This window comes from Streptomyces sp. NPDC048416 (assembly GCF_043200435.1).
Taxonomy (GTDB): Bacteria; Actinomycetota; Actinomycetes; order Streptomycetales; family Streptomycetaceae; genus Streptomyces.
In genome coordinates, this window is sequence record NZ_JBICXU010000003.1 from 20,813 (window position 1) to 43,464 (window position 22,652).

Here is a 22,652-nt window from a genome sequence, read left to right on the forward strand (position 1 = left end):
GACGATGATGTCTCATTCGATACTGGAGTGTTTCATGACGCCGCCCCTGGACCCCCGGCGCTGGGTCGTCCTCACGATTCTTTCCGGCAGCCTGCTGCTGATCGCGATGGATACCACCATCCTCAATGTCGCCTTCCCTTCACTGGTCAGCGACTTGCAGCCCAGCTCCGTACAGCAGTTGTGGATCATCGACGTCTACGCCCTCGCCCTCTCCGGCCTCCTCGTGACGGCCGGTGCCCTCGGTGACCGGTGGGGACGCAAACGGCTGCTGCTCGCCGGCTTCGCGATCTTCGCGCTCGCCTCCCTGATGGCGGTCTTCGCGACCGCGGCCTGGCAGGTCATCGCCGCCCGTGCGCTGCTCGGCGTCGGTGGCGCGGCGATCATGCCGTCGACCCTGTCGATCCTGCGCCACGTCTTCACCGACGCCCGTGAACGCGCTCTCGCCTACGCGGTGTGGGCCGCCGTCTTCGGCGGCGGCATGGCGCTCGGGCCGGTGGTCGGTGGGCTGCTCGTCGAGCAGAACGGCTGGCAGTCCGCGTTCCTCGTCAATGTGCCGGTCGCGCTGGTGATCATCGCCTTCGGCGCATGGATCCTGCCGGAGTCCCACCAGCCCCGCGAGGGGCGCTGGGACTGGTGGGGCGTGGGCCAGTCCGTGGTCGGCATGCTGGCCCTGGCCGGTGGCATCAAGCAGCTCGGCAAGGGCGGCCCCGCCGACCCGGTGGCTTGGGGGCTGCTCGTGGTCGCCGCGGTCGCACTGACGGTGTTCGTCCGCCGTCAGCTGCGGCTGCCCCAACCGCTGTTCCACGTCCGGCTGTTCACCAATCGCTCGTTCAGCATCGCTGCCGCCTCGATCTTCCTCGGGATGATCGCCCTCGGCTCGGCGCTGTTCCTGGTCACCCAGTGGTTCCAGTACGGGCAGGGCTACAGCCCCCTGGCGGCCGGTGTCCGGCTGCTCCCGGCGCCGCTCGGCCTGGTCGTCACCTCGCTGGTGACCCCGGTCCTGATGCACCGGTTGCCGATCCGGCACGTCATCGGCGGCGGGCTGCTCCTGATGACCGCGGGGCTCGCGCTGCCGTGGCTGTTCCAGCAGTCGGGGCCGCTGGCCTACCCCGGGGTGGCCGTGGCGCTCGGCGTCCTCGGCTGCGGGGTGGGCATCGCCACCACGGCCGCGTCCGTGACCCTGATGGCCTCCGCGCCCAAGGAGCACGTCAGCGGTGCGGCGGCCGTCGAGGAGACCTGCTACGAGCTGGGCGCGGCGATGGGCGTGGCCATCCTGGGCAGCATCGCGGCCGCCCTGTACCGCGGCAATCTGCCCGAGCTCGGCCTTGACGGGGCGGCGACGGCGTCCGTACGCGACTCGGTCGGCGAGGCTGCCCATGTCGCCGCCTCGATCGGCGGGCCGTCCGGTGCGCTGCTTCTGGAGCGGGCCTCGGCGGCCTTCAGCTCGGCCATGACGCCGACGTTCCTTCTGGCGGCGGGGCTGCCGCTGGGCGCGGCGGTGCTGGCCTGGGTGAAGATTCCGGGCGACCTCCGCCCCACGGAAAACTCCCACTGACCCGCCCCCAGGGGGCGCAGCCCCCGACCCCGGGGGCTGCGCCCCCCTACCCGCTTGTGCAGCGGGTTGACCCGGCCACCCCTGGGGGTTTTCCCACCCACCCGCCCGTGACGGATGCCGGGGGGTGCGGGCCCCTGGGGCTCCGCCCCAGACCCCCGGGGGGTTCGCCCACCCGCCCACCCGTGCGGCTACTTGAGAGTGCGGCTCCCTGGGGCTGCGCCCCAGACCCCGGGGGTTTGCCCACCCGCCCGCCCGTGCGACTACTTGAGGGTGCAGCGCCCTGGGGCTCCGCCCCAGACCCCGGGCGGGGGCTCCGCCCCCTGCACCCCCTTTCGCGCCTTAAGGGCGCTCGTCCTCAATCGCCGGACAGGCTGAGGTGGCCCGTGCAGGCCAGCACGTCCCCTGCACCAGTGCCGCCAGGGGCGCGGGGAACTGCGCGACAGCCACGCACGGCCCGCCTCCGAGGACGGGTTACAGGGGCGCGAGGAACTGCGCGAGAAGCGACCACGGCCCGCGGTCGAAGGGGGTTCGGTTGGGGGCGCGAGGAACTGCGCGAAAAGCGACCACGGCCCGCGGGCGACGACGGGTCAAGGCGCGCGGGGAACGGCGCGAGCCACCGTGCACGGCCCGCACCCGAAAGCCGGTCCCTTCAGGGGCGCGGGGAACGGCGCGAAATGCGACCACGGCCCGCACCCGACCGAGGCCCTTCAGGGGCGCGGGGAACTGCGCGAGCGCACGAAAAAGGGGCCCCGGGTTCAAGAACCCGGGGCCCCTTTACAGCGGCGTAAGCAACTATCTACAGCCGCGTGAGCAACTACGGCAGCTGAGCCGCACGCGCCTCGCGGCGGTTGCCGCGGAAGGTGTTCACTCGGCGGGCCGTCGCGAAGAGGGGGATCGTGGCGGCCAGGACGATCTGCAACGCGCAGCCCGTCTGGAGCAGCATCTGACCGCCCGGCGCGTCGAACGCCCAGGCCGCGAGCAGACCCATCGCCCCGATGATCCAGCTGAGCATCGCCACCGCGAGGACACCCCGCGGCTTCGGGTACTCGACCCGGCTCACCATCAGCCAGGCGACTCCTATAACGGCGAGCAGCGTCGGAACGAACGGAAGCTCCAGCAGGACGATCGAGACGACCGTCAGCGCGCCGAAGGGGCTCGGCATGCCCTGGAACATGCCGTCCTTCATCGTCACGCACGAGAAGCGCGCGAGTCTCAGCACGACGGCCAGCAGCACCGTGATCGCCGCCACCGCCGCCACCCGCTGGTGGGCGTCGTCCGCGACCATGCCGTACACCAGCACGAAGTAGGCCGGGGCGAGGCCGAAGCTGATGAGGTCCGAGAGGTTGTCCAGCTCGGCGCCCATCGGGGAGCTGCGCAGCTTGCGCGCGACCAGACCGTCACAGAGGTCGAAGATCGCGGCGAGCAGCATGAGGATCACGGCGGTCGCGGCGGAGTGCCGCGCCATGCCGGTCTCCTGGCTGCCGGAGAGGTGCGGGATGAGGATGCCGGTGGTGGTGAAGTACACCGCCATGAAGCCGCACGTCGCGTTGCCGAGGGTGAGCGTGTCCGCTATCGACAGGCGCAGCGACAGCGGCATTTCCTCGACGTCGTCCTCGGACTCCGCCTCGGGGACCCAGCCGGCCTGCGTCTCGGGATCAATCACGGTCAATTCGAGTCACCCCCGCCGTGGTCGCCTGACCGACCTCGACCGCGACCTCGACACCCTCGGGGAGGTAGATGTCGACGCGCGAGCCGAAGCGGATCAGACCGATGCGCTCACCCTGCTCGACCTTGGTGCCCTGAGGGACGTACGGCACGATGCGGCGGGCGACGGCGCCGGCGATCTGCACCATCTCGATGTCGCCGAGCTCGGTGTCGAAGTGCCAGACGACGCGCTCGTTGTTCTCGCTCTCCTTGTTGAACGCCGGAACGTAACCACCGGGGATGTGCTCCACCGACGTCACCGTGCCCGCGAGGGGCGCGCGGTTGACGTGGACGTTCAACGGGCTCATGAAGATCGCGACGCGGGTACGTCCGTCCTTCCACGGCATGATGCTCTGCACCACACCGTCGGCGGGGGAGATGACCCGCCCCTGCGTGATCTCACGCTCGGGGTCGCGGAAGAACCACAGCATGCCCGCCGCGAGCGCGGTGGTGGGCACGGCCATGATCGCGGCGCCCTTGGAGCGGCGGGATCGGGCCAGGCTGATGGCTGCGGTGGCGACGGTCGGCAGAAGCCACGGCGATGCTCCGCGAGCAAGGCGTCCGTTGAGGAAGCCGTCGCGTGGTGCAGAGGTTTGGCTGTGGGGCATGGATGACCTTCGTAGCGGATGATGCCGCGCTGGCAACGGGGGACGGCGGCAGGTTTACCGGCGATGGTATCGGTTGCGAGCCGCAACTGGGCAAGCCAGAAGCCGAGTCGGTCGGCCGGAAGCGCTCGAAAAACGCCTACAGGGTGTGATGTTCTTCGCGGCCATACCGACTCAAAAGCGACAATCAACCCTGGAACCGGTACTCCTCAAGAAGTCGGCGCCCGATGATCATTTTCTGGATCTCGGCGGTACCTTCACCGATGAGAAGCATGGGCGCCTCGCGGTACAGGCGCTCGATCTCGTACTCCTTGGAGAAGCCGTAACCGCCGTGAATGCGGAACGCGTCTTCCACCACCTCCTTGCAGTACTCGGAGGCGAGGTACTTCGCCATCCCTGCTTCGAGGTCATTTCGTTCCCCGGAGTCCTTTTTGCGTGCTGCGTTGACCATCATGGCATGGGCGGCTTCGACCTTGGTAGCCATCTCGGCGAGCTTGAACTGGATCGCCTGGTGCTGGGCGATCGGCTTGCCGAAAGTGTGACGTTGCTGGGCATAGGAGACGCCGAGCTCGAATGCACGCTGCGCGACACCGCAGCCACGGGCCGCGACGTTGACGCGTCCGACCTCCACTCCGTCCATCATTTGGTAAAACCCTCGGCCGGTGACCCCGCCGAGCACCCGATTGGCCGGAATACGCAGGCCGTCCATGATGAGTTCAGTCGTGTCGACGCCCTTGTAACCCATCTTGTCGATCTTGCCCGGGATGGTCAGGCCGGGCCGGACCTCGCCGAAACCGGGCTCCTTCTCCACCAGGAACGTCGTCATCGACTTGTGCGGCGCCGTGCCCTCGGGGTGTCCTTCGTCACTCCGGCACAGAACGGCCACGAGCGATGACGTTCCGCCATTGGTCAGCCACATCTTCTGGCCGTTCAGGACGTACTCCTCGCCGTCCTTGACGCCCTTCGACGTGATCGCCGACACATCGGATCCGAGCGCCGGCTCCGACATCGAGAACGCGCCGCGCACCTCGCCGAGCGCCATGCGCGGCAGGAACGTGTCCTTCTGCTCCTGCGTGCCGTGCTGCTTGAGCATGTACGCCACGATGAAGTGCGTGTTGATGATGCCGGACACCGACATCCAGCCGCGCGCTATCTCCTCGACGCACAGCGCGTAGGTGAGCAGCGACTCACCGAGACCGCCGTACTCCTCGGGGATCATCAGGCCGAACAGGCCCAACTCCTTGAGCCCTTCGACGATCTGCGTCGGGTACTCGTCCTTGTGCTCCAGCTGGGTCGCGACCGGAATGATCTCCTTGTCGACGAAGTCCCGTACCGTGGACAGGATTTCCTGCTGGACATCGGTCAGACCGGCGGTCTGCGCGAGACGGGCCATCTCAGTTCTCCCGAAGTTCCGGGCGGCCGGGCTGCTCGCCGCCGCGCTCCTTGATGTACGTCTCGGTCGGCACCATCACCTTGCGGCGGAAAATGCAGACCAGCGTGCCGTCCTGCTTGTAGCCCCTGGTCTCGACGTAGACGATCCCGCGGTCGTTCTTCGACTTCGAGGGGGTCTTGTCGAGCACCGTCGTCTCGCCGTAGATCGTGTCGCCGTGGAAGGTCGGCGCCACGTGCTTGAGCGACTCGACCTCCAGGTTGGCGATCGCCTTGCCGGAGACGTCCGGCACGCTCATGCCGAGGAGCAGCGAGTAGATGTAGTTGCCCACCACGACGTTCTTGCCGAAGTCGGTCGTCTTCTCCGCGTAGTTGGTGTCCATGTGGAGCGGGTGGTGGTTCATGGTGAGCAGACAGAAGAGGTGGTCGTCGTACTCGGTGACCGTCTTTCCGGGCCAGTGCTTGTAGACGGCGCCGACTTCGAACTCTTCATAGGTGCGGCCGAACTGCATGGTGCTACGCCTCCGGGATCTCGAACGTGGACGTGCGCTGCATGCCGGCCGCCCGGCCCTTGCCCGAGATGACCAGCGCCATCTTGCGGCTGGCCTCGTCGATCATCTCGTCGCCGAGCATCGCCGAGCCCTTCTTGCCGCCCGCCTCGGAGGTGCAGTAGTCGTACGCGTCGAGGATCAGCTCGGCGTGGTCGAAGTCCTCCTGCGACGGCGAGAAGATCTCGTTCGACGCCTCGACCTGGCCCGGGTGCAGCACCCACTTGCCGTCGAAGCCGAGCGCCGCGGCGCGCTTGGCGACCTCCCGGTAGCCGTCCACGTTGCGGATCTGGAGGTAGGGGCCGTCGATCGCCTGGAGGTCGTTGGCGCGCGCCGCCATGAGGATCTTCATCAGGATGTAGTGGTACGCGTCGGCGCCGTAGCCCGGCGGCTGCTCGCCCACGACCAGGGTCTTCATGTTGATGGACGCCATGAAGTCGGCCGGGCCGAAGATGATCGCCTCGGTACGCGGCGAGGCCTCCGCGATCGCGTTGACGTTGTTCAGGCCCCGCGCGTTCTCGATCTGCGCCTCGATGCCGATCTTGCCGACCTCGAAGCCCATCGTCTTCTCGATCTGGGTGAGCAGCAGATCCAGGGCGACGACCTGCTGGGCGTCCTGGACCTTCGGCAGCATGATGCAGTCGAGGTTCTGGCCGGCGCCCTCGACGACGGTCACGACGTCGCGGTACGTCCACTCGGTCGTCCAGTCGTTCACGCGCACGACCCGCGTCTTGCCCGTCCAGTCACCCTCGTTGAGGAACTTGACGATGGTGTGCCGCGCCTCGGGCTTGGCCAGCGGGGCGCAGGCGTCCTCCAGGTCGAGGAAGACCTGGTCGGCCGGCAGACCCTGCGCCTTCTCCAGGAAGCGGGGGTTCGACCCGGGGACCGCGAGGCACGAGCGGCGCGGGCGGAGCCGGTTGACGGGGGAGGGGCTGACGGGGGTGCTCATGCGGGGACCTCCAACGGGTCGAGCTTGTTCGCTTTCCGGATCTCGTCGACGATACGGCCGATGATCTCCGTGATACCGAAGTCCTTAGGGGTGAAAACGGCGGCCACACCCGCCGTGCGCAGCTCCTCGGCGTCCGCGGGCGGAATGATCCCGCCGGCGATCACCGGGATGTCGCCCGCGCCCGCCTCGCGCAGACGCACCAGGACGTCCGGGACGAGTTCGGCGTGCGAGCCGGACAGGATGGACAGGCCGACACAGTGCACGTCCTCGGCGAGGGCGGCGCTGACGATCTGCTCGGGGGTCAGCCGGATGCCCTGGTAGACCACCTCGAAGCCGGCGTCCCGCGCGCGCACCGCGATCTGCTCGGCGCCGTTGGAGTGGCCGTCCAGGCCCGGCTTGCCGACCAGCAGACGCAACCGCCCCGAACCCAGGTCCGATGCCGTGCGCGCCACCTTCTCGCGGACCACGGCCAGCGGCGTGCCCGCCTCGGCCGTCACCGCGACCGGCGCCGAGGACACCCCGGTCGGCGCCCGGAACTCGCCGAACACCTCCCGCAGCGCCTCGGACCACTCGCCGGTGGTGACACCGGAGCGCACACACTCCAAGGTGGCCTCCATGAGGTTGCCCGTGCCCTGGGCGGCCTGCTTCAGCTTCTCCAGCGCCTTGCAGGGGCGCGGGTGGTTGAAGGGCGGCTGATAGCGGGTGTCGCGCCAGTCCTTGAGCGCGGCCACCACGCGGGCCTCGACCGCCGGGTCGACCGTCATGATCGCGGCGTCCAGGTCCGCGGTCAGCGGGTTCGGCTCGGTCGACTCGTAGCAGTTGACGCCGACGATCTTCTCCTCGCCGCCCTCGATGCGGGCCCGTCGCTCGGCGTGCGAGGAGACGAGCTGCGACTTGAGGTAGCCCGACTCGACGGCGGCCAGCGCGCCGCCCATCTCCTGGATCCGGTCGATCTCGGCCAGGCACTCCTCGACCAGCGAGCTCACCTTGGCCTCGATGACGTGTGATCCCTCGAAGATGTCCTCGTACTCCAACAGGTCGCTCTCGTGCGCCAGGACCTGCTGGATGCGCAGCGACCACTGCTGGTCCCAGGGCCGGGGCAGGCCCAACGCCTCGTTCCAGGCGGGGAGTTGGACCGCGCGGGCGCGCGCGTCCTTGGACAGTGTCACGGCCAGCATTTCGAGCACGATCCGCTGGACGTTGTTCTCGGGCTGCGCCTCGGTCAGGCCGAGCGAGTTGACCTGGACGCCGTAGCGGAAGCGCCGCTGCTTGGCGTCCTCGATGCCGTACCGCTCCCGCGTGATCCGGTCCCAGATGCGGCCGAAGGCGCGCATCTTGCACATCTCCTCGATGAAGCGGACGCCCGCGTTCACGAAGAAGGAGATGCGGGCCACCACGTCGCCCTTGCGGTCCTCGGGAATCTGCCCCGACGCGAACACCGAGTCCAGGACGGCGATCGCGGTGGACATCGCGTACGCGATCTCCTGGACCGGGGTGGCTCCCGCCTCCTGGAGGTGGTAGCTACAGATGTTGATCGGGTTCCACTTGGGGATGTTGTTCACGGTGTAACAGATCATGTCTGTCGTCAGCCGCAGCGAAGGGCCCGGCGGGAAGACATGCGTCCCGCGCGAAAGGTACTCCTTCACGATGTCGTTCTGGGTGGTGCCCTGGAGCTTGGTGATGTCCGCACCCTGCTCCTCGGCGACCACCTGGTACATGGCGAGCAGCCACATCGCGGTGGCGTTGATCGTCATGGAGGTGTTCATCTGCTCCAGGGGGATGTCCTGGAACAGCCGCCGCATGTCACCGAGATGGGAGACCGGGACCCCGACCCGGCCCACCTCGCCACGGGCGAGGATGTGGTCGGGGTCGTATCCGGTCTGCGTCGGAAGGTCGAACGCGACCGACAGACCCGTCTGACCCTTGGCCAGGTTGTTGCGGTAGAGCTCGTTGGACGCCTCGGCGGTCGAGTGACCGGCGTACGTCCGCATGAGCCACGGCCGATCCTTCTGACGCTCCGTCATGAACTGTCCCGGTCTCAGATGTTGCGGAAGCGGTTGATGGCGTCGAGGTGCTTCTCGCGCAGCTCGGGGTCGCTGACACCGAGGCCTTCACGGGGGGAGAGCGCGAGCACACCGACCTTGCCCTGGTGCAGGTTGCGGTGCACGTCGTAGGCGGCCTGCCCGGTGTCCTCAAGGGAGTACACCTTGGAGAGCGTCGGGTGGATCTTGCCCTTGGCGACCAGGCGGTTGGCCTCCCACGCCTCGCGGTAGTTGGCGAAGTGCGAGCCGATGATGCGCTTCAGGGACATCCACAGGTAGCGGTTGTCGTACTCGTGCATGTAGCCCGAGGTCGAGGCGCAGGTGGTGATGGTGCCGCCCTTGCGCGTGACGTAGACGCTCGCGCCGAAGGTCTCGCGGCCGGGGTGCTCGAAGACGATGTCGATGTCCTCGCCGCCGGTGAACTCGCGGATGCGCTTGCCGAAGCGCTTCCACTCCTTGGGGTCCTGGGTCTGCTCGTCCTTCCAGAACTTGTAGCCCTCGGCGTTGCGGTCGATGACCGCCTCCGCGCCCATGGCACGGCAGATGTCGGCCTTCTCGGGGCTGGAGACGACACAGATGGGGTTGGCGCCACCGGCCAGCGCGAACTGCGTGGCGTAGGAGCCGAGTCCGCCGCTGGCGCCCCAGATCAGGACGTTGTCGCCCTGCTTCATGCCGGCGCCGTTGCGCGAGACCAGCTGGCGGTACGCGGTCGAGTTGACCAGGCCGGGCGCCGCCGCCTCCTCCCAGCTCAGGTGCTTGGGCTTCGGCATGAGCTGGTTGGACTTGACGAGCGCGATCTCGGCGAGGCCGCCGAAGTTGGTCTCGAAGCCCCAGATGCGCTGCTCGGGGTCGAGCATCGTGTCGTTGTGGCCGTCGGAGCTCTCCAGCTCGACCGACAGGCAGTGCGCCACGACCTCGTCGCCCGGGGTCCAGGCGTTGACCCCGGGACCGGTGCGCAGCACGACGCCGGCGAGGTCGGAGCCGATGATGTGGTACGGCAGGTCGTGGCGCTTGGTGAGCTCGCTGAGCCGGCCGTACCGCTCCAGGAAGCTGAAGGTCGACACCGGCTCGAAGATCGAGGTCCAGACCGAGTTGTAGTTGACCGATGAGGCCATGACGGCCACCAGGGCCTCGCCCGGGCCGAGCTCGGGGATCGGCACCTCGTCCAGGTGGATGGACTTGCGGGGGTCCTTGTCGCGGGTGGTGAGCCCGGCGAACATCTCCACCTCGTCCTTGTGCACGGTGATCGCGCGGTACGACTCGGGGAGCGGCAGAGCGGCGAAGTCGGCGGAGGTGGACTCCGGCGACTGGATCGCGTCCAGGATTTCCTTCACGGTGTTGCCTCCGGCGAAGCGCCCGATGGGGGCGTTGAGGGTCTTCGGGGTTGGTGCTGTGGAGGTGTGCCGTCGGTTCGGCGGTGTGGTTCAAGTACGGCAGCGCGTGGTGGGCGCGGGAGGTTGCCTGTGACGCAGGCGTCCGGGCGCACGCACCGGTGAGGGTGGGTGGGGACAGCCAACGTACGAGGATTCTTCGCGCGTCGGCCACCCGGACAACATCAACGTATGGCACCGGGTGCCAAGTGACAAGACACTGCGTGCCAAGAGTTTCCCTCACTTGCGGAATGGCGCGCGCAGATGAGCGATGATCGATCGTTGCAGGTCAGGACGGTGCCGCTGCGGCCGCCGGTGGCCGCGCCACACCACACGCCGGTGGCCGCACCGCCCACGCACCGGTGGCCGCGCCAGGCACGCGCCGCTGGCCGCGCCACCCACACGAGGGCGGCCGCGCCACACACGCGCCGGTGGCCGCGCGCCACACCACACGCCGGTGGCCGCGCCACGCACGCGCCGGTGGCCGCGCCACGCACGCGCCGGTGGCCGCGCCACGCACGCGCCGGTGGCCGCGCCACGCACGCGCCGGTGGCCGCATCCCCGTGCTGGGGATGCGGCCACCGGCGGCTGGTGCGAACGCGTTACTTCGTCTTGAGTGCCTGCTTGATGCTGCGCATGATCTCGTCGAGCGGCGCGTCCGTGCGGACCACGGCGACCAGGACCTCGTCGCTCGCCGTCACGGAGGCCGCGGCGGGCTTCGGCTTGGCCGTGCGGCCCGCTCCTATGCCGGAGCCGAACGTCTCCCGCACGATCGCGAAGGCATGGTCCAACTGGGTCTCCACGTCGCCCTGGCCGCCCGCCCGCAGCCAGCGGCGCAGTACGTGGTTGTGCGCGGTGACGACCGCCGATGCCGCGACCTCCGCGAGCAGCGGGTCGTCGTTGCCCGGCTGGTGGTCGTGTTCGTCGAAGTGGCCCAGCAGATAGCGGGTGAACAGGCGCTCGTAGCGGGCGACCGAGGCGATCTCCGCCTCGCGCAGCGTGGGCACCTCACGGGTCAGCTTGTAACGGGCCACGGACACCGCGGGGGAGCCCGCGTACATCTTCATGACCTCTTTGATCCCCCGGCACACGGTGTCGAGCGGGTGCTCGTGCGGGGGCGCTGCGTTCAGGACCGCCTCGGCCCGTACCAGGGTGTCGTCGTGGTCGGGAAAGATCGCCTCTTCCTTGGACCGGAAGTGGCGGAAGAAGGTCCGCCGGGCGACGCCCGCGCGGGCCGCGATCTCGTCGACCGTGGTGGCCTCGTACCCCTTGGCGGAGAACAGGTCCATCGCCGCGGCCGCCAGCTCGCGGCGCATCTTGAGGCGCTGGGCGGCCGCCCGGCTGCCCGCGGCACTCTCCGGGGCGTCGGGCACGGCGTTCGTACGGGAGGACCTGACTGGCTGGGGCATGGACCGAACGTACTGCATGGGTGCGGCAGATAGCGCCCACGGGGGCGAGCTGTCAGGAGGCTGCAACAGCCCGCCCCACCCCCCGTCCGGCTCAGCGCCGGGCATACTCGCGGAATCCGCGGCCCGTCTTGCGGCCCAGGCAGCCGGCCGCGACGAGGTGTTCGAGCAGCGGCGCGGGGGCCAGACCCGGGTCGCGGAACTCGGCGTGCAGCACCTTCTCGATGGCGAGCGAGACATCGAGGCCCACCACGTCGAGGAGTTCGAAGGGGCCCATCGGGTACCCGCCGCCGAGCTTCATCGCCGCGTCGATGTCGTCCAGGGTCGCGTAGTGCTCCTGGACCATCTTGATCGCGTTGTTGAGGTAGGGGAACAGCAGCGCGTTGACGATGAATCCGGCACGGTCGCCGCAGTCCACCGGGTGCTTGCGGATCTTCGCGGTGACCTCGCGGACGGTGGCGTGCACCGCGTCGGAGGTGAGGACGGTACGGACCACCTCGACCAGCTTCATGGCGGGGGCCGGGTTGAAGAAGTGCATCCCGATGACGTCCTGCGGGCGCGAGGTGGCGCGGGCGCAGGCGACGACGGGCAGCGAGGAGGTGGTGGTGGCGAGCACCGCGCCCGGCTTGCAGATCTTGTCGAGCGTCGCGAAGAGCTGCTGCTTGACCTCCAGGTCCTCGGCGACCGCCTCGACGGCGAGGTCGACCTCGGCGAAGGACTCAAGGGCCCCGGCGGCGGTGATGCGGTTCAGGGTCTCCTCCCGCGCCTCGGCGGTCATGCGGCCCTTGGTGACGGAGCGCGAAAGCGACGCGTCGATACGGGACTTGGCGGTCTCCGCCTTCTCCAGGCTGCGCGCCGCCAGCACGACGTGGTACCCGGCCTTGGCGAAGACCTCCGCGATGCCGGACGCCATGGTGCCCGAGCCGGCCACGCCGACCGAGTGGATCTCGCGGCCGCCGCCCGCGCCCGCGATGGCGCTCGGCGTCTGGGCGTCGGCCACCACGACCGAGCTGCCCTCGGCCTCGTAGGTGTAGAAGCCGCGGCCCTTCTTGCGGCCGGTGAGTCCGGCCTCGGCGAGCTGGCCGAGGATGGGCGCCGGCGCGTGCAGCCGGTCCTGGGACGAGGCGTACATGGCCTCAAGGACGGTGCGGGCGGTGTCGATGCCGATCAGGTCGAGCAGTTCCAGCGGGCCCATCGGCAGCCCGCAGCCCAGCTTCATCGCCGCGTCGATGTCCTCGCGCGAGGCGTACTTGGACTCGTACATCGCGGCGGCCTGGTTGAGGTAGCCGAAGAGCAGCCCGTCGGCGACGAAGCCGGGGCGGTCGCCGACCGCGACGGGCTCCTTGCCGAGGTCGAGGGCGAGCGCGGTGACGGCGTCGACGGCCGGGGGAGCGGTGAGCACCGACGAGACGACCTCGACGAGCTTCATCGCGGGCGCCGGGTTGAAGAAGTGCAGGCCGAGGACGCGCTCGGGGTGCGCGGAATCGGCGGCGAGCCGCGTCACCGAGAGCGCGTTGGTGCCGGTCGCCAGGATGGCGGTGGGCGCGACGATGGAGTCGAGGGCCTGGAAGACCTTGTGCTTGAGCTCGTAGGACTCGGGGACGACCTCGATGACGAGTTCGGCATCGGCCGCGGCCTGGAGATCGGTGAAGGTACGGAACCGGGCGAGGATGTCGCCCCGCTCCTGCGGAGTGATCCGCTCACGGGACACCGCGCGGGCCGTCGAGGCTTCGAGGGAGATCACGGCCTGGCGGGCGGCGCGCTCGCTGATGTCGATGCCGATGACCTCGCGCCCGGCGCGGGCCAGGACCTCGGCGATGCCGGTGCCCATCGTGCCGAGGCCGACCACGGCGACAGTGTTCAGGGGGATGTCCATCACGGGACTCCAGGGATGAGTGACGACTGAGTCAGGGGCGCACGCGACCGGCCGGCGAAAGCGCTCGGATACGCCGACGGGCGCACGGCGTGCGGGAGTTGAGTCGTGGTGCAGGGGGCCGACGGCCCTGTCCCGGGGCACGTCGTACAGAACTGCCGAACCGACGATCACTCGCGGTGGCTGCGTCACCAGGCCACCGGAGCCGCGGGGGTTACCCGCTCACCTGAGATTAACTGGCGAGTAACGAGCGCGCCAGTCCTCCTTCCTGCCCAGTCCATGTGATCTGGCTCGCGCCACGTGATCTGGCTCGCGCCACGTGATCCGGCTCGCGCCACGTGATCCGGCTCGCGCCCCGCCGCACGGGCACCTCAGGCACACCTTTGAGTACGGGACTGAGTAGGGCGACGGAGCCGCCGGCCCGGGCGGCGGTGTTCGGATGGCGCCATGACGACGACCCCTTCCGCTGCCATCACGGCATCCGCCTCCTCCTCTTCCTGGTCCACCACCCTGAAGCTGTCCGCCGCCGGCGCCGCGGGGGTCCTGCTGCTCGTGGGGGTCGCCAAGGGCTGCACCGCTCTTGAGGGCGGCCCGGTCCTTTCCGAGGCGCAGTTCCTGGCGCGCGTCCACCAGGCGCAGGTGTCCGGCGAGGACACGGTTCGCCTCCTGGGTTCGGAACCCAGCTCCGCGATCCTGGGAAAGGAGATCGACAACGCGTCCTGCAAGGACGATCTCGGTGTCGACAAGGACGGCGTCAGCCGTGACCAGCCGTCCATCTCCTGGGCCCCGGCCTTCGCGGACGGCGACGCCGGATACCGCGCGGCGCTCGCCGACCTGCGCACGCGGTGGTCCGAGCGGGGATGGAAGGTGACGACGGAACCGGGGAGGGACCCCGTCACCCGCAGCGCGGCCGGCCTGCCGGGGATCCACGCCACCGACAGCCACGGCATCACGCTGTCGCTGCGCCCCGGCCGGCGCCCCGGCGAGGGACTGGTCGTCGCCGACGGCGGCTGCATGCGTCACGAGGGCTACTGGAGCACGGACGACTGGACGACCTCCTGAGGGGCCGGCGTGCCGGGTGCCGACGGGGCGCCGGGGCTCGACCGCGCCCCGTCAGCCGAGCGAAGCGTCGAGGACCGTGCCGAGCCGGCCGCGCGAGGTGACCTCAAGCGTGCGCAGGACGCGGCCGAGGTGCGCGCCGACGGTGCGCGGTGACAGGAAGAGACGTGCGCCGATCTCGTGGTCGGACAGTCCCTGGCCGGCGAGCCGGGCGATGCCCAGCTCCTGCGGGGACAGCCCGCGTGCCGCGCCGGTGGCCCGACGCCCCTCGCCGTGATCGCCCGGCGACCCCCTCCGCTCCCCGGCGGCGCCCAGCTCGTCGTCCGCCCGCACCACCCAGGGCCGGGCGCCGATCCGGTCGAAGGTGAGCCGCGCGGACCGCAGCAGCGGACGCGCCTCGGCGGTCCGGCGCTGCCGGCGCAGCCAGCTGCCGTACGCGAGCTCGGCGCGGGCCCGGGGCCACGGCCAGCGGGCCAGGTCATCGGCAAGCGCCCGTCGGAACAGGCACTCCGCCTCGATGTCGTCGGACAGCACCGCGGCCGCGTACCGGAGTTGGACGCGGAGCAGGGGCGCGGGGGACCCGAGGGTGCGCCGCGCCAGGGCGGCGGCCACGTGTGCCGCCTCGGTACGACGTCCGGTGTGCGCGGCCGCGTCGGCGAGGAAGCCGAGCGCGCCGAAGCTCTCGGGGCCGGGCGGTCCGCCGTCCGGTGCGGGGGAGCCGTCGCCGTCGTCCTCGGGAAACAGTCCGCGCAGCACGTCGTACGCCGCCGCGTGGTGCCCGTCCGCGTACGCCGCGACGCCACGGACCACGGCGGCACGGACCGGCAGTTCGGCGCCCCGCTCGTGAGGGGCCCGGTCGGCGCGGTCCACGAGGCGCAGGGCTGCCGCGGCGTCCCCGTGCAGGGCGGCGGCCTCGGCGTCGTCCATCAGCGAGCGCGCCGTCCGCGCCGGGCGGCCGGCCTCGGCGGCGAGCCGGGGTCCCTCCTCCGCGGCCCGGGCCGCCCGGTGCCAGTCGCCCAGGTCGAGCCCGGCCCGCACCTGCGCCGCGAGCAGCGGGGGCAGCTCCGGCAGGCGGCCCTGCTCGCGCAGCAGCGTCTCGGCGCGGTCGAGGAAGTCCGCCGCGGCCACCGGATCACCGACCGCCTGGGCGGCCACGGCGAGCAGCCGCACCCCCTCGGCGCCGGTGATGTTCCGCGCCGCCGCCCCCGCCAACTCGCCCCTGACGGACGCGCCTTGACGTAGGGGCTGGGTCAGGGCCAGTGCCGCGGTCAGGCGCGGATCGCACCCCGGGGTCTTCAGCGCCGCCACGGCCGCGGCGACACGTTCCCGCATCGGCGCCGCCGCCCCGGCGCGCCGGCAGCGCAGCGCGGCGGCGAGCAGCAGGTCGGCGGCGAGCGAGGGATCACCGGCCCGCGCCGAACGCTCGGCCGGCGCGCACAGGTTGCCGACGTCGACGCCGCCGAACCCGACGCGGCCGCCGTTGGGCTCGGCTCCACCGTCGCCGACTCCATTGCCCCCAGCGTTGCCGGCCGCGAACCGGGCGCTGCCGACCCTGCCCCCGCCGACCCAGCGGCCGTCGCCCCCCGCGTCGCCGTCCCCTGGCCCGCCGACCGGCGTCACGTCGTCGCACATCGCGCCCAGCCATGCCATCCGGGCCCGCCCGGACTCGTCCGGGCCGGTGCGTGCCGCGGCGGCGAGCAGGGGGCGTACGAGGTCGGGGCGGCCCAGCCCGACCCCGTGCTCGGCGGCGCTCAGCAGCCTGCGACCGCGCAGGGCCGGGTCCGAGGTCAGCTGGGCTGAGCGCTCAAGGGCCCGCATCGCGAGGACGGCCGAGCCCCGGGCCAGCGCGATCCGGTGGGCCGCGTCCAGTTCGTCCGCCACGCCGTCGTCGAGCTTGTGGGGCGCGTCGAGCCCATCGAGCCCGTCGCGTCCTTCGGATCCGTCGGGCCCATCGAGTACGTACGCGCGGTGCCACGCCCTGCGGTAGGGGTCGGCGCCCAGGACGTCGGCGAGCGCCGCGTGCGCGGCCCGCTGTCGCGCCCGTGGCTCGTGGCCCAGCACCGCCGAGCGCACCAGGGGATGACGAAAGCGGACCCCGGCGTTCTCCACGTGCAGCAGACCCGCCGCCTCGGCCCGGTCCAGAGCCGCGGCGGTCACCTCGGCGCCGGCCAGTACGGAGGCGCCGGCCAGGATCTCGGCTGCGGCCCCGCCCGCGCCGACCGCCGCGACGAGCACCGCGTCCCGCACCGGACGGGCCAACTCGTCGAGCCGTCCGGCGAAGACGCGCTCAAGGCGGACGGACAGCGGCGGCCGTGACCCCGCCCCCTCGCGGCCCGTGGCGGTGGCCCGCCGCCACGCCCGGGGCAGCTCGGTGAGGGCCAGCGGATTGCCTTCGGCGACCGCCAGGATCTCCGCCCGCTCGCCGGCCGTCAGGGCGCGGCCCGTGACGGCAAGGACCTCGGCGGCGGTCGCCCGGTCCAGGCCGCGCAACTCAAGACGCTCCTCCGCACGGGCCGCGAGCAGCTGCTCGTCCGCTCCGGTCGTGGCCGTCGCGCACAGCACGACGGGGTCGTCGCCGACGCGCCGGGCGACGAAGCAGAACGCGTCGGCGCTGGGCTCGTCGAGGCAGGGCAGGTCGTCGACCGCGACGAACACGGGGCGCCGGGCGGCCGCCTCCGTCAGCAGTCCCAGCGCGCCGAGCGCCACGAGGAACGGCTGCGGCGCGGGCCCCGCCGTCTCGCCGAACGCGGTGAGCAGCGCCGAGCGCTGGGCCGCGGGCAGCGCCCCCGCCGAGCCGAGAAGCGGGCGCAGCACCTCGTGCAGTCCCGCGTACGGAAGGCAGGGCCGAGCGGGCGCCCCCGACGTGGCCAGAACCAGGAACCCCGCGTCGTCGGCCAGGCCGCGCGCCGCGTGCAACAGCGCGGACTTGCCGGTGCCGGGCGCCCCTCGGACGACGAGCGTGCGCCCGCCGGAGGCCGCCGAGCGCACCAGCGTGGTCAGCGCCGCGAGTTCGGCCCGGCGGCCGGGTAACCAGGGGAGCGCGGGCGGGTCGCCCTGCGCGGCGCCGGTGGATTCCATGGGAATGCTCCTCGCCTGTGGGTCTTGCCCGTGGCATGTCCCGGCGAGCGCCGGGATCCGATCATCCTTGGGGCGCCAACGGCCGCGCGCCACTAGGCTTTTGGACATGGACGAGGAGTTACGGTCCCTCCTGGACCGGGTGCGGCGCGAGAGCGGCGGATCGGCGGCGTACGAACAGCTGGCCGCCACCGTCGACCACGACGAGCTCACGGCCGTGCTCACCGAGCCCGAACGCCCGCTGTGGGCGCGGGAGATCGCCGCGTTCCGGCTCGGTGTGGCGGGCGACCGCCGGGCTTTCGAATCGCTGGTCCTGCTGCTCAACCACCGCGATCCGGAACGCTGCGGGAGCGCCGCGTACGCGCTCGCGCGGCTCGGCGACCCGCGCACCGCGCGCGCGGCGGCGGCGCTGGCCACCAACGAACTGCGCACCGCCTACGCCCTGCACCCGGTCCGCCTGCTGACCGCGCTGCGCGCCCCGGAGTCCGTGCCGGCCCTGGTCAAGACCCTGCGCCCGCTGCTCCTTCCGCACAGCCCGTACGGAAGGGTGGCCGTGGCCTGCATCGAGGGACTTGGCGAGCTCGGCGACCGGCGGGCCGTCGACATCCTGACCGAGGCCCTGGCCCACCCCCGCCTCGCCCGCCAGGCGGCATGGGCTCTGCGCCGCATCGAGGCGGGCCGGGGGCGCGGCCGCGGATAGCCGACGGCTCAGCCCCGCCGGGTCATCGCGAACGCCTCGCTCTGCCCATGCGGTTCGGGCGCCGGCTGGGACCGGGTCAGAGCAGGGTGAGCTGCGTAGGCTCCGGCCGGGGCTCGGGGGCGGCCGGGATGCGCCGGGCCGCGCCGCGGTGGGCGGGCCCGATGCCGAACTCCTTGGCCAGTTCGTGCACTTGACCGGTGATCCGCCTCTGGTACCACGTCGGCGCGTACGCCCCCTGCGCGTAAAGCCGCTCGTACCGCCGCACCAGGTGCGGATGGTGCTGCTCCAGCCACGCCATGAACCACTCCCGCGCGCCGGGCCGCAGATGGAGCGTGAGCGGGGTCACCGACGTGGCGCCCGACGCGGCGATCGCGCGCACGGTGGCGCGCAGCTGGTCGGGGTGGTCGCCGAGGAAGGGGATCACCGGCGCCATCAGGACCCCGCAGCCGATGCCGTGCTCGGTCAGGGTGCGCACGACGTCCAGGCGGCGCTCCGGCGCGGGCGTGCCCGGCTCGACCGTGCGCCACAGCTCCTGGTCCACGAAGCCCACCGAGACGGAGATGCCCACCTCGGTCACCGCGGCCGCCTCCTTGAGCAGGTCCAGGTCCCGCAGGATGAGCGTGCCCTTGGTGAGGATGGAGAACGGGTTCGCGTGGTCGCGCAGGGCCGCGATGATCCCCGGCATCAGACGGTAGCGGCCCTCGGCGCGCTGGTAGCAGTCGACGTTCGTGCCCATCGCGATGTGCGCCCCCTGCCAGCGGCGCGAGGCGAGGTGGGCGCGGAGCAGTTCCGGCGCGTTGACCTTCACCACGATCTGCGAGTCGAAGCCGAGCCCGGTGTCCAGATCGAGATAGCTGTGCGTCTTGCGGGCGAAACAGTACACGCACGCGTGCGAGCAGCCGCGGTAGGGGTTGACGGTCCACTCGAAGGGCATGCGGGAGGCCCCCGGCACCCGGTTGACGATCGAGCGCGCCCGGATCTCGTGGAAGGTGATCCCGCGGAACTCGGGGGTGTCGAACGTGCGGGTGGTCACCGCGTCGGCGGCGAACAGCGCCGCCGTGCCGGCCCGGCCCGCCGGGGCGTCGTCGTCGGCGAGATTTTCCCAGCGCATGAACGCCTCCTCCGGTCCCACGGGTCTTTCGGGTCACCCCTGCCCCTGAATAGAACACGTGTTCCCTTCTTGATCGCAACCCGGATTGTGACGGCCGACCACGAGGTGATTGGCTTGGCCCACCCCGAAAACCCCGGAAACACAACTGCTGGAGGAAGTGCCATGGCGCAGGTCGAGGCCACGACGGAGCGGATCATCGCGGCGGATCCGGAGGCCGTGTTCGACACGCTGGCCGACTACAAGGACGGCCGCCCGGGGCTCCTGACGGAGCACTTCAGCGAGTACGAGGTCCGCGAGGGCGGCGACGGCGAGGGCACCCTCGTCCACTGGAAGCTCCAGGCCACCAGCAAGCGCGTGCGCGACTGCCTCCTGGACGTCACCGAGCCGACCGACGGCCGGCTGGTCGAGAAGGACCGCAACTCCACCATGGTCACCACCTGGACCGTCACACCCGCGGGCGAGGGCCGCTCCAAGGTCGTCGTCACCACCGTGTGGAACGGCGTCGGCGGCATCGGCGGATTCTTCGAAAGGACCTTCGCGCCCAAGGGACTTGGCCGCATCTACGACGCGATGCTCGACAAGCTCGCCGCCACGACGGAGAAGTAGCCCGCGGTAACCGTCCTCGCGGTCACCGGTTCGGGTGGACTTCCGCCCCGCCCCGGTTGTGCGCCGTAGGGGCTCCCGCCAGCGCATAAGCGCCCGGCGTACGCCTCCCGCCCTCCCTCACCTCGCTTGCCCCGGTTGTCGCGTAATGCGAGAAATGCCTCGGCGCACAGCGTGACGAGGGGAGAGTTTCGTGGGCGGGATCACTCTGGTGGAGGACGAGCGGGCCGGTCGGCCCGCTCCGGCTCCGGCGGCTCCGGCGGAGTCGGCGGCGCGGGAACTCCCGCCGCCCCCGGCGCCGTTGGAACCCCGCCGGGTGCGCATGGTCTTCCTCGGCCTGATGCTCACCCTGCTGCTCGCGGCGCTCGACCAGATGATCGTCGCGACCGCGCTGCCGAAGATCGTCGGCGATCTGCACGGCCTCGACAAGGTCTCCTGGGCCGTCACCGCCTACCTCCTCGCCTCCACCATCGGGCTGCCGATCTACGGCAAACTGGGCGACCTCTTCGGCCGCAAACCCGTCTTCCAGTTCGCGATCCTCGTCTTCGTCGTCGGCTCCGCGCTCGCCGGCTGGTCACGCACGATGGACCAGCTCATCGCCTTCCGGGCCATGCAGGGCATCGGCGGCGGCGGACTCATGATCGGCGTGCAGGCGATCATCGCGGACATCGTGCCGCCCCGCCAACGCGGCCGGTTCATGGGCCTGATCGGCGCCGTCTTCGGGCTCGCGTCGGTGGCAGGACCCCTGCTCGGCGGGTTCTTCACCGACCACACCTCCTGGCGCTGGTGCTTCTACATCAACGTGCCCTTCGGCCTGGTCACCCTGGCCGTCATCACGGTCGTCCTGAAGCTGCCGAGGCCCGCCGTGCGCCCCCGCCTCGACGTGCTCGGCATGCTGCTCCTGGCCGCCGCGTCCACCTGCCTCGTGCTGCTGACCAGTTGGGGCGGCACCGAGTACGCCTGGGGCTCGCGCACCATCCTGGGACTCGCCGCGGGGGCCGCCGGAACGACTCTGCTGTTCCTGGTCGTCGAGCACCACGCGGCCGAACCGGTCATCCCGCTGCGCCTCTTCCGCGACTCGATCTTCACCGTCTCCGGGCTCGTCGGCGCGGTCATCGGCGTCGCACTCTTCGGCGCCGCGAGCTATCTGCCCACCTATTTGCAGATGGTCGACGGGGCGAGCGCCACCGAGTCCGGCCTGCTCGTGCTCCCCATGATGGGCGGCATCGTCGGCGCCTCGATCATCTCCGGCCAGCTCATCAGCCGCACCGGGCGCTACAAGCTCTACCCGATCCTCGGTTCGGGCGTGTCCGCCGTCGGCATGTGGCTGCTCTCCAAGCTCGGCACCGACACCCCCCGGGTCGAGTACAGCATCTGGATGGCCGTGCTCGGCGCGGGCATCGGCCTGGTCATGCCGGTCCTGATCCTCGCCGTGCAGAACGCCGCAGACCCCGCCGACCTCGGCACCGCCACCAGCGCCAACAACTACTTCCGCCAGATCGGCGGCAGCGTCGGCGCAGCCGTCTTCGGCACCCTGTTCACCAACCGCCTCGCCCACGCGCTGACCGAGCGGCTTCCCTCCGGAGCCCGCCTGCCCGACCCGGAGTCGATCACCCCGCAGCTGGTGCACGCCATGCCGCAGGCGCTGCGCGACGGCTACATCCGGGCGTACGCGGACGCCATGCCGCGGATCTTCCTCTACCTCGTGCCGGTGCTCGTGCTCGGCTTCGTCCTCGCCTTCTTCCTCAAGGAGAAACCGCTGGTGTCCCACAACGCCCCCACCGCCGAGACGGTCCCTTCGGCCACCACCGCCGACACCGCGCCCCTGCCCCACGCCCGCACCGCTCCGAGCTCCGGCTGTGTCAGCGGCGTCCCGGTCTGCGGCACCGTCCAGCACCACGACGGCACCACCGTGCCGCGCGCCGCCCTCACCCTCGTCGACGTACGCGGCCAACAGGTCGGGCGCGGCGCGAGCGGCGCCGACGGGCGGTACGCGCTGAGTGTGCCCGGCGCCGGTTCCTACGTCCTGATCGCCGCGGCCGGCGGCCACCAGCCGCAGGCCGTCGCCGTCACGGTCGGGGAACGTGCCGTCGACCTCGACGTGGTCCTCGGCGGGGCAGGCCGGCTCGCCGGGACCGTCGTCACCGCCGACGGCAGCCCCGTACGGGACGCGGCCGTCACCCTCACCGATGTCCGCGGCGAGGTCGTGGCCAGCACCCGCAGCGGGCGCGAAGGGGGCTATGTCATCGGCGAGTTGGTCGCGGGGGAGTACACCCTGGCCGCCAGTGCACCCGCCTTCCGCCCGGCCGCCGTGCCGGTGAGCGTGCAGTCCTCCCGGGAGACCCGCCAGGACATCGAGCTGGCGGGCGGCGCGGTTCTGCGCGGCACGGTCCGCGCGGGCGGCGGACGTCCCGTGCAGGACGCCCGGGTCACCCTCCTGGACGCCGCGGGCAACGTCGTGGACACCCTCACCACCGGCCCCGACGGCACCTTCAGGTTCGTCGACCTGTCCTCCGGCGAGTACACGGTGATCGCGGCCGGCTATCCACCGGTGGCCACGGTCCTGCAGGTCGCGGGCGGCGGACGGACCGAGCGCGACCTCCAACTCGGCCACGAGGACTGACCTTTGGTCAATGCGCCCGGCATGTGCGCGCGGGCGTACG

Annotated in this window: 17 protein-coding genes; 6 read left to right on the forward strand and 11 right to left on the reverse strand. The window is 71.2% G+C overall.

Annotated elements, in window-relative coordinates:
• Positions 1–34: 34 nt before the first annotated feature.
• Positions 35–1,555: an MFS transporter gene (locus ACGFW5_RS04870; RefSeq protein ID WP_393832756.1), complete on the forward strand. Its 1,521-nt coding sequence runs from the start codon at positions 35–37 to the stop codon at positions 1,553–1,555.
• 814 nt (positions 1,556–2,369) lie between these two features.
• Here the strand turns inward: ACGFW5_RS04870 and pssA are convergent.
• Together pssA and ACGFW5_RS04880 are read right to left on the reverse strand one after the other, a co-directional pair.
• On the reverse strand, positions 2,370–3,224 hold the full coding sequence (gene pssA, locus ACGFW5_RS04875; protein ID WP_350233492.1) for a CDP-diacylglycerol--serine O-phosphatidyltransferase: 855 nt from the start codon (positions 3,222–3,224) through the stop codon (positions 2,370–2,372).
• Positions 3,211–3,867, reverse strand: coding sequence for a phosphatidylserine decarboxylase (locus tag ACGFW5_RS04880; RefSeq protein ID WP_393832757.1), 657 nt, complete (start codon positions 3,865–3,867; stop codon positions 3,211–3,213). Before ACGFW5_RS04880 ends, pssA begins: the two co-directional genes overlap by 14 nt.
• Before the next feature lie 2 nt (positions 3,868–3,869).
• Between ACGFW5_RS04880 and ACGFW5_RS04885 the strand changes: the two genes are divergently transcribed.
• Entirely contained in the window at positions 3,870–4,016 is a 147-nt protein-coding gene (locus ACGFW5_RS04885; protein ID WP_393832758.1) for a hypothetical protein, read from the forward strand.
• 35 nt (positions 4,017–4,051) lie between these two features.
• Here ACGFW5_RS04885 and ACGFW5_RS04890 read toward each other — a convergent pair whose 3' ends face one another.
• From ACGFW5_RS04890 to ACGFW5_RS04920, 7 genes are all read right to left on the reverse strand, one after another.
• On the reverse strand, positions 4,052–5,257 hold the full coding sequence (locus ACGFW5_RS04890; protein WP_393832759.1) for an acyl-CoA dehydrogenase family protein: 1,206 nt from the start codon (positions 5,255–5,257) through the stop codon (positions 4,052–4,054).
• Position 5,258: 1 nt separating this feature from the next.
• On the reverse strand, positions 5,259–5,765 hold the full coding sequence (locus tag ACGFW5_RS04895) for a MaoC family dehydratase (RefSeq protein ID WP_393832760.1): 507 nt from the start codon (positions 5,763–5,765) through the stop codon (positions 5,259–5,261).
• A gap of 4 nt (positions 5,766–5,769) precedes the next feature.
• The gene (locus tag ACGFW5_RS04900; protein ID WP_393832761.1) at positions 5,770–6,750 is read right to left on the reverse strand and encodes an HpcH/HpaI aldolase/citrate lyase family protein; all 981 of its coding nucleotides are present in this window, start codon (positions 6,748–6,750) and stop codon (positions 5,770–5,772) included.
• The gene (locus tag ACGFW5_RS04905) at positions 6,747–8,774 is read right to left on the reverse strand and encodes a protein meaA (protein WP_393832762.1); all 2,028 of its coding nucleotides are present in this window, start codon (positions 8,772–8,774) and stop codon (positions 6,747–6,749) included. The genes ACGFW5_RS04900 and ACGFW5_RS04905 overlap by 4 nt, the downstream gene beginning before the upstream one ends.
• 14 nt (positions 8,775–8,788) lie before the next feature.
• Complete coding sequence (gene ccrA, locus ACGFW5_RS04910) at positions 8,789–10,126, reverse strand: crotonyl-CoA carboxylase/reductase (protein ID WP_393832763.1); 1,338 nt, start codon at positions 10,124–10,126, stop codon at positions 8,789–8,791.
• 638 nt (positions 10,127–10,764) lie between these two features.
• Positions 10,765–11,571, reverse strand: a complete 807-nt coding sequence (locus ACGFW5_RS04915; RefSeq protein ID WP_393832764.1) for a TetR family transcriptional regulator — start codon at positions 11,569–11,571, stop codon at positions 10,765–10,767.
• A 91-nt stretch (positions 11,572–11,662) separates the two neighbouring features.
• Entirely contained in the window at positions 11,663–13,444 is a 1,782-nt protein-coding gene (locus ACGFW5_RS04920) for a 3-hydroxyacyl-CoA dehydrogenase family protein (protein ID WP_393832765.1), read from the reverse strand.
• A gap of 444 nt (positions 13,445–13,888) precedes the next feature.
• Between ACGFW5_RS04920 and ACGFW5_RS04925 the strand changes: the two genes are divergently transcribed.
• On the forward strand, positions 13,889–14,503 hold the full coding sequence (locus ACGFW5_RS04925; RefSeq protein ID WP_393832766.1) for a hypothetical protein: 615 nt from the start codon (positions 13,889–13,891) through the stop codon (positions 14,501–14,503).
• 51 nt (positions 14,504–14,554) lie between these two features.
• Here the strand turns inward: ACGFW5_RS04925 and ACGFW5_RS04930 are convergent, their stop codons facing one another.
• Positions 14,555–17,578 (reverse strand): AAA family ATPase, encoded by a 3,024-nt coding sequence (locus ACGFW5_RS04930; RefSeq protein WP_393832767.1) that lies wholly within the window; start codon positions 17,576–17,578, stop codon positions 14,555–14,557.
• A 106-nt stretch (positions 17,579–17,684) separates the two neighbouring features.
• On the opposite strand from ACGFW5_RS04930, the gene ACGFW5_RS04935 reads away from it, so the two are divergent.
• Positions 17,685–18,275 carry an adenylosuccinate lyase gene (locus tag ACGFW5_RS04935; RefSeq protein ID WP_393832768.1) on the forward strand — a complete coding sequence of 197 codons (591 nt, stop codon included), beginning with the start codon at positions 17,685–17,687 and terminating at the stop codon, positions 18,273–18,275.
• Between the two features lie 76 nt (positions 18,276–18,351).
• On the opposite strand, the gene ACGFW5_RS04940 is transcribed toward ACGFW5_RS04935, so the two are convergent.
• Positions 18,352–19,386 carry an Rv2578c family radical SAM protein gene (locus tag ACGFW5_RS04940; RefSeq protein ID WP_393832769.1) on the reverse strand — a complete coding sequence of 345 codons (1,035 nt, stop codon included), beginning with the start codon at positions 19,384–19,386 and terminating at the stop codon, positions 18,352–18,354.
• A gap of 162 nt (positions 19,387–19,548) precedes the next feature.
• On the opposite strand from ACGFW5_RS04940, the gene ACGFW5_RS04945 reads away from it, so the two are divergent.
• Both ACGFW5_RS04945 and ACGFW5_RS04950 read left to right on the forward strand, forming a co-directional pair.
• On the forward strand, positions 19,549–19,992 hold the full coding sequence (locus tag ACGFW5_RS04945; protein ID WP_393832770.1) for an SRPBCC family protein: 444 nt from the start codon (positions 19,549–19,551) through the stop codon (positions 19,990–19,992).
• A 190-nt stretch (positions 19,993–20,182) separates the two neighbouring features.
• Positions 20,183–22,612, forward strand: coding sequence for an MFS transporter (locus ACGFW5_RS04950; RefSeq protein ID WP_393832771.1), 2,430 nt, complete (start codon positions 20,183–20,185; stop codon positions 22,610–22,612).
• Positions 22,613–22,652: the final 40 nt, after the last annotated feature.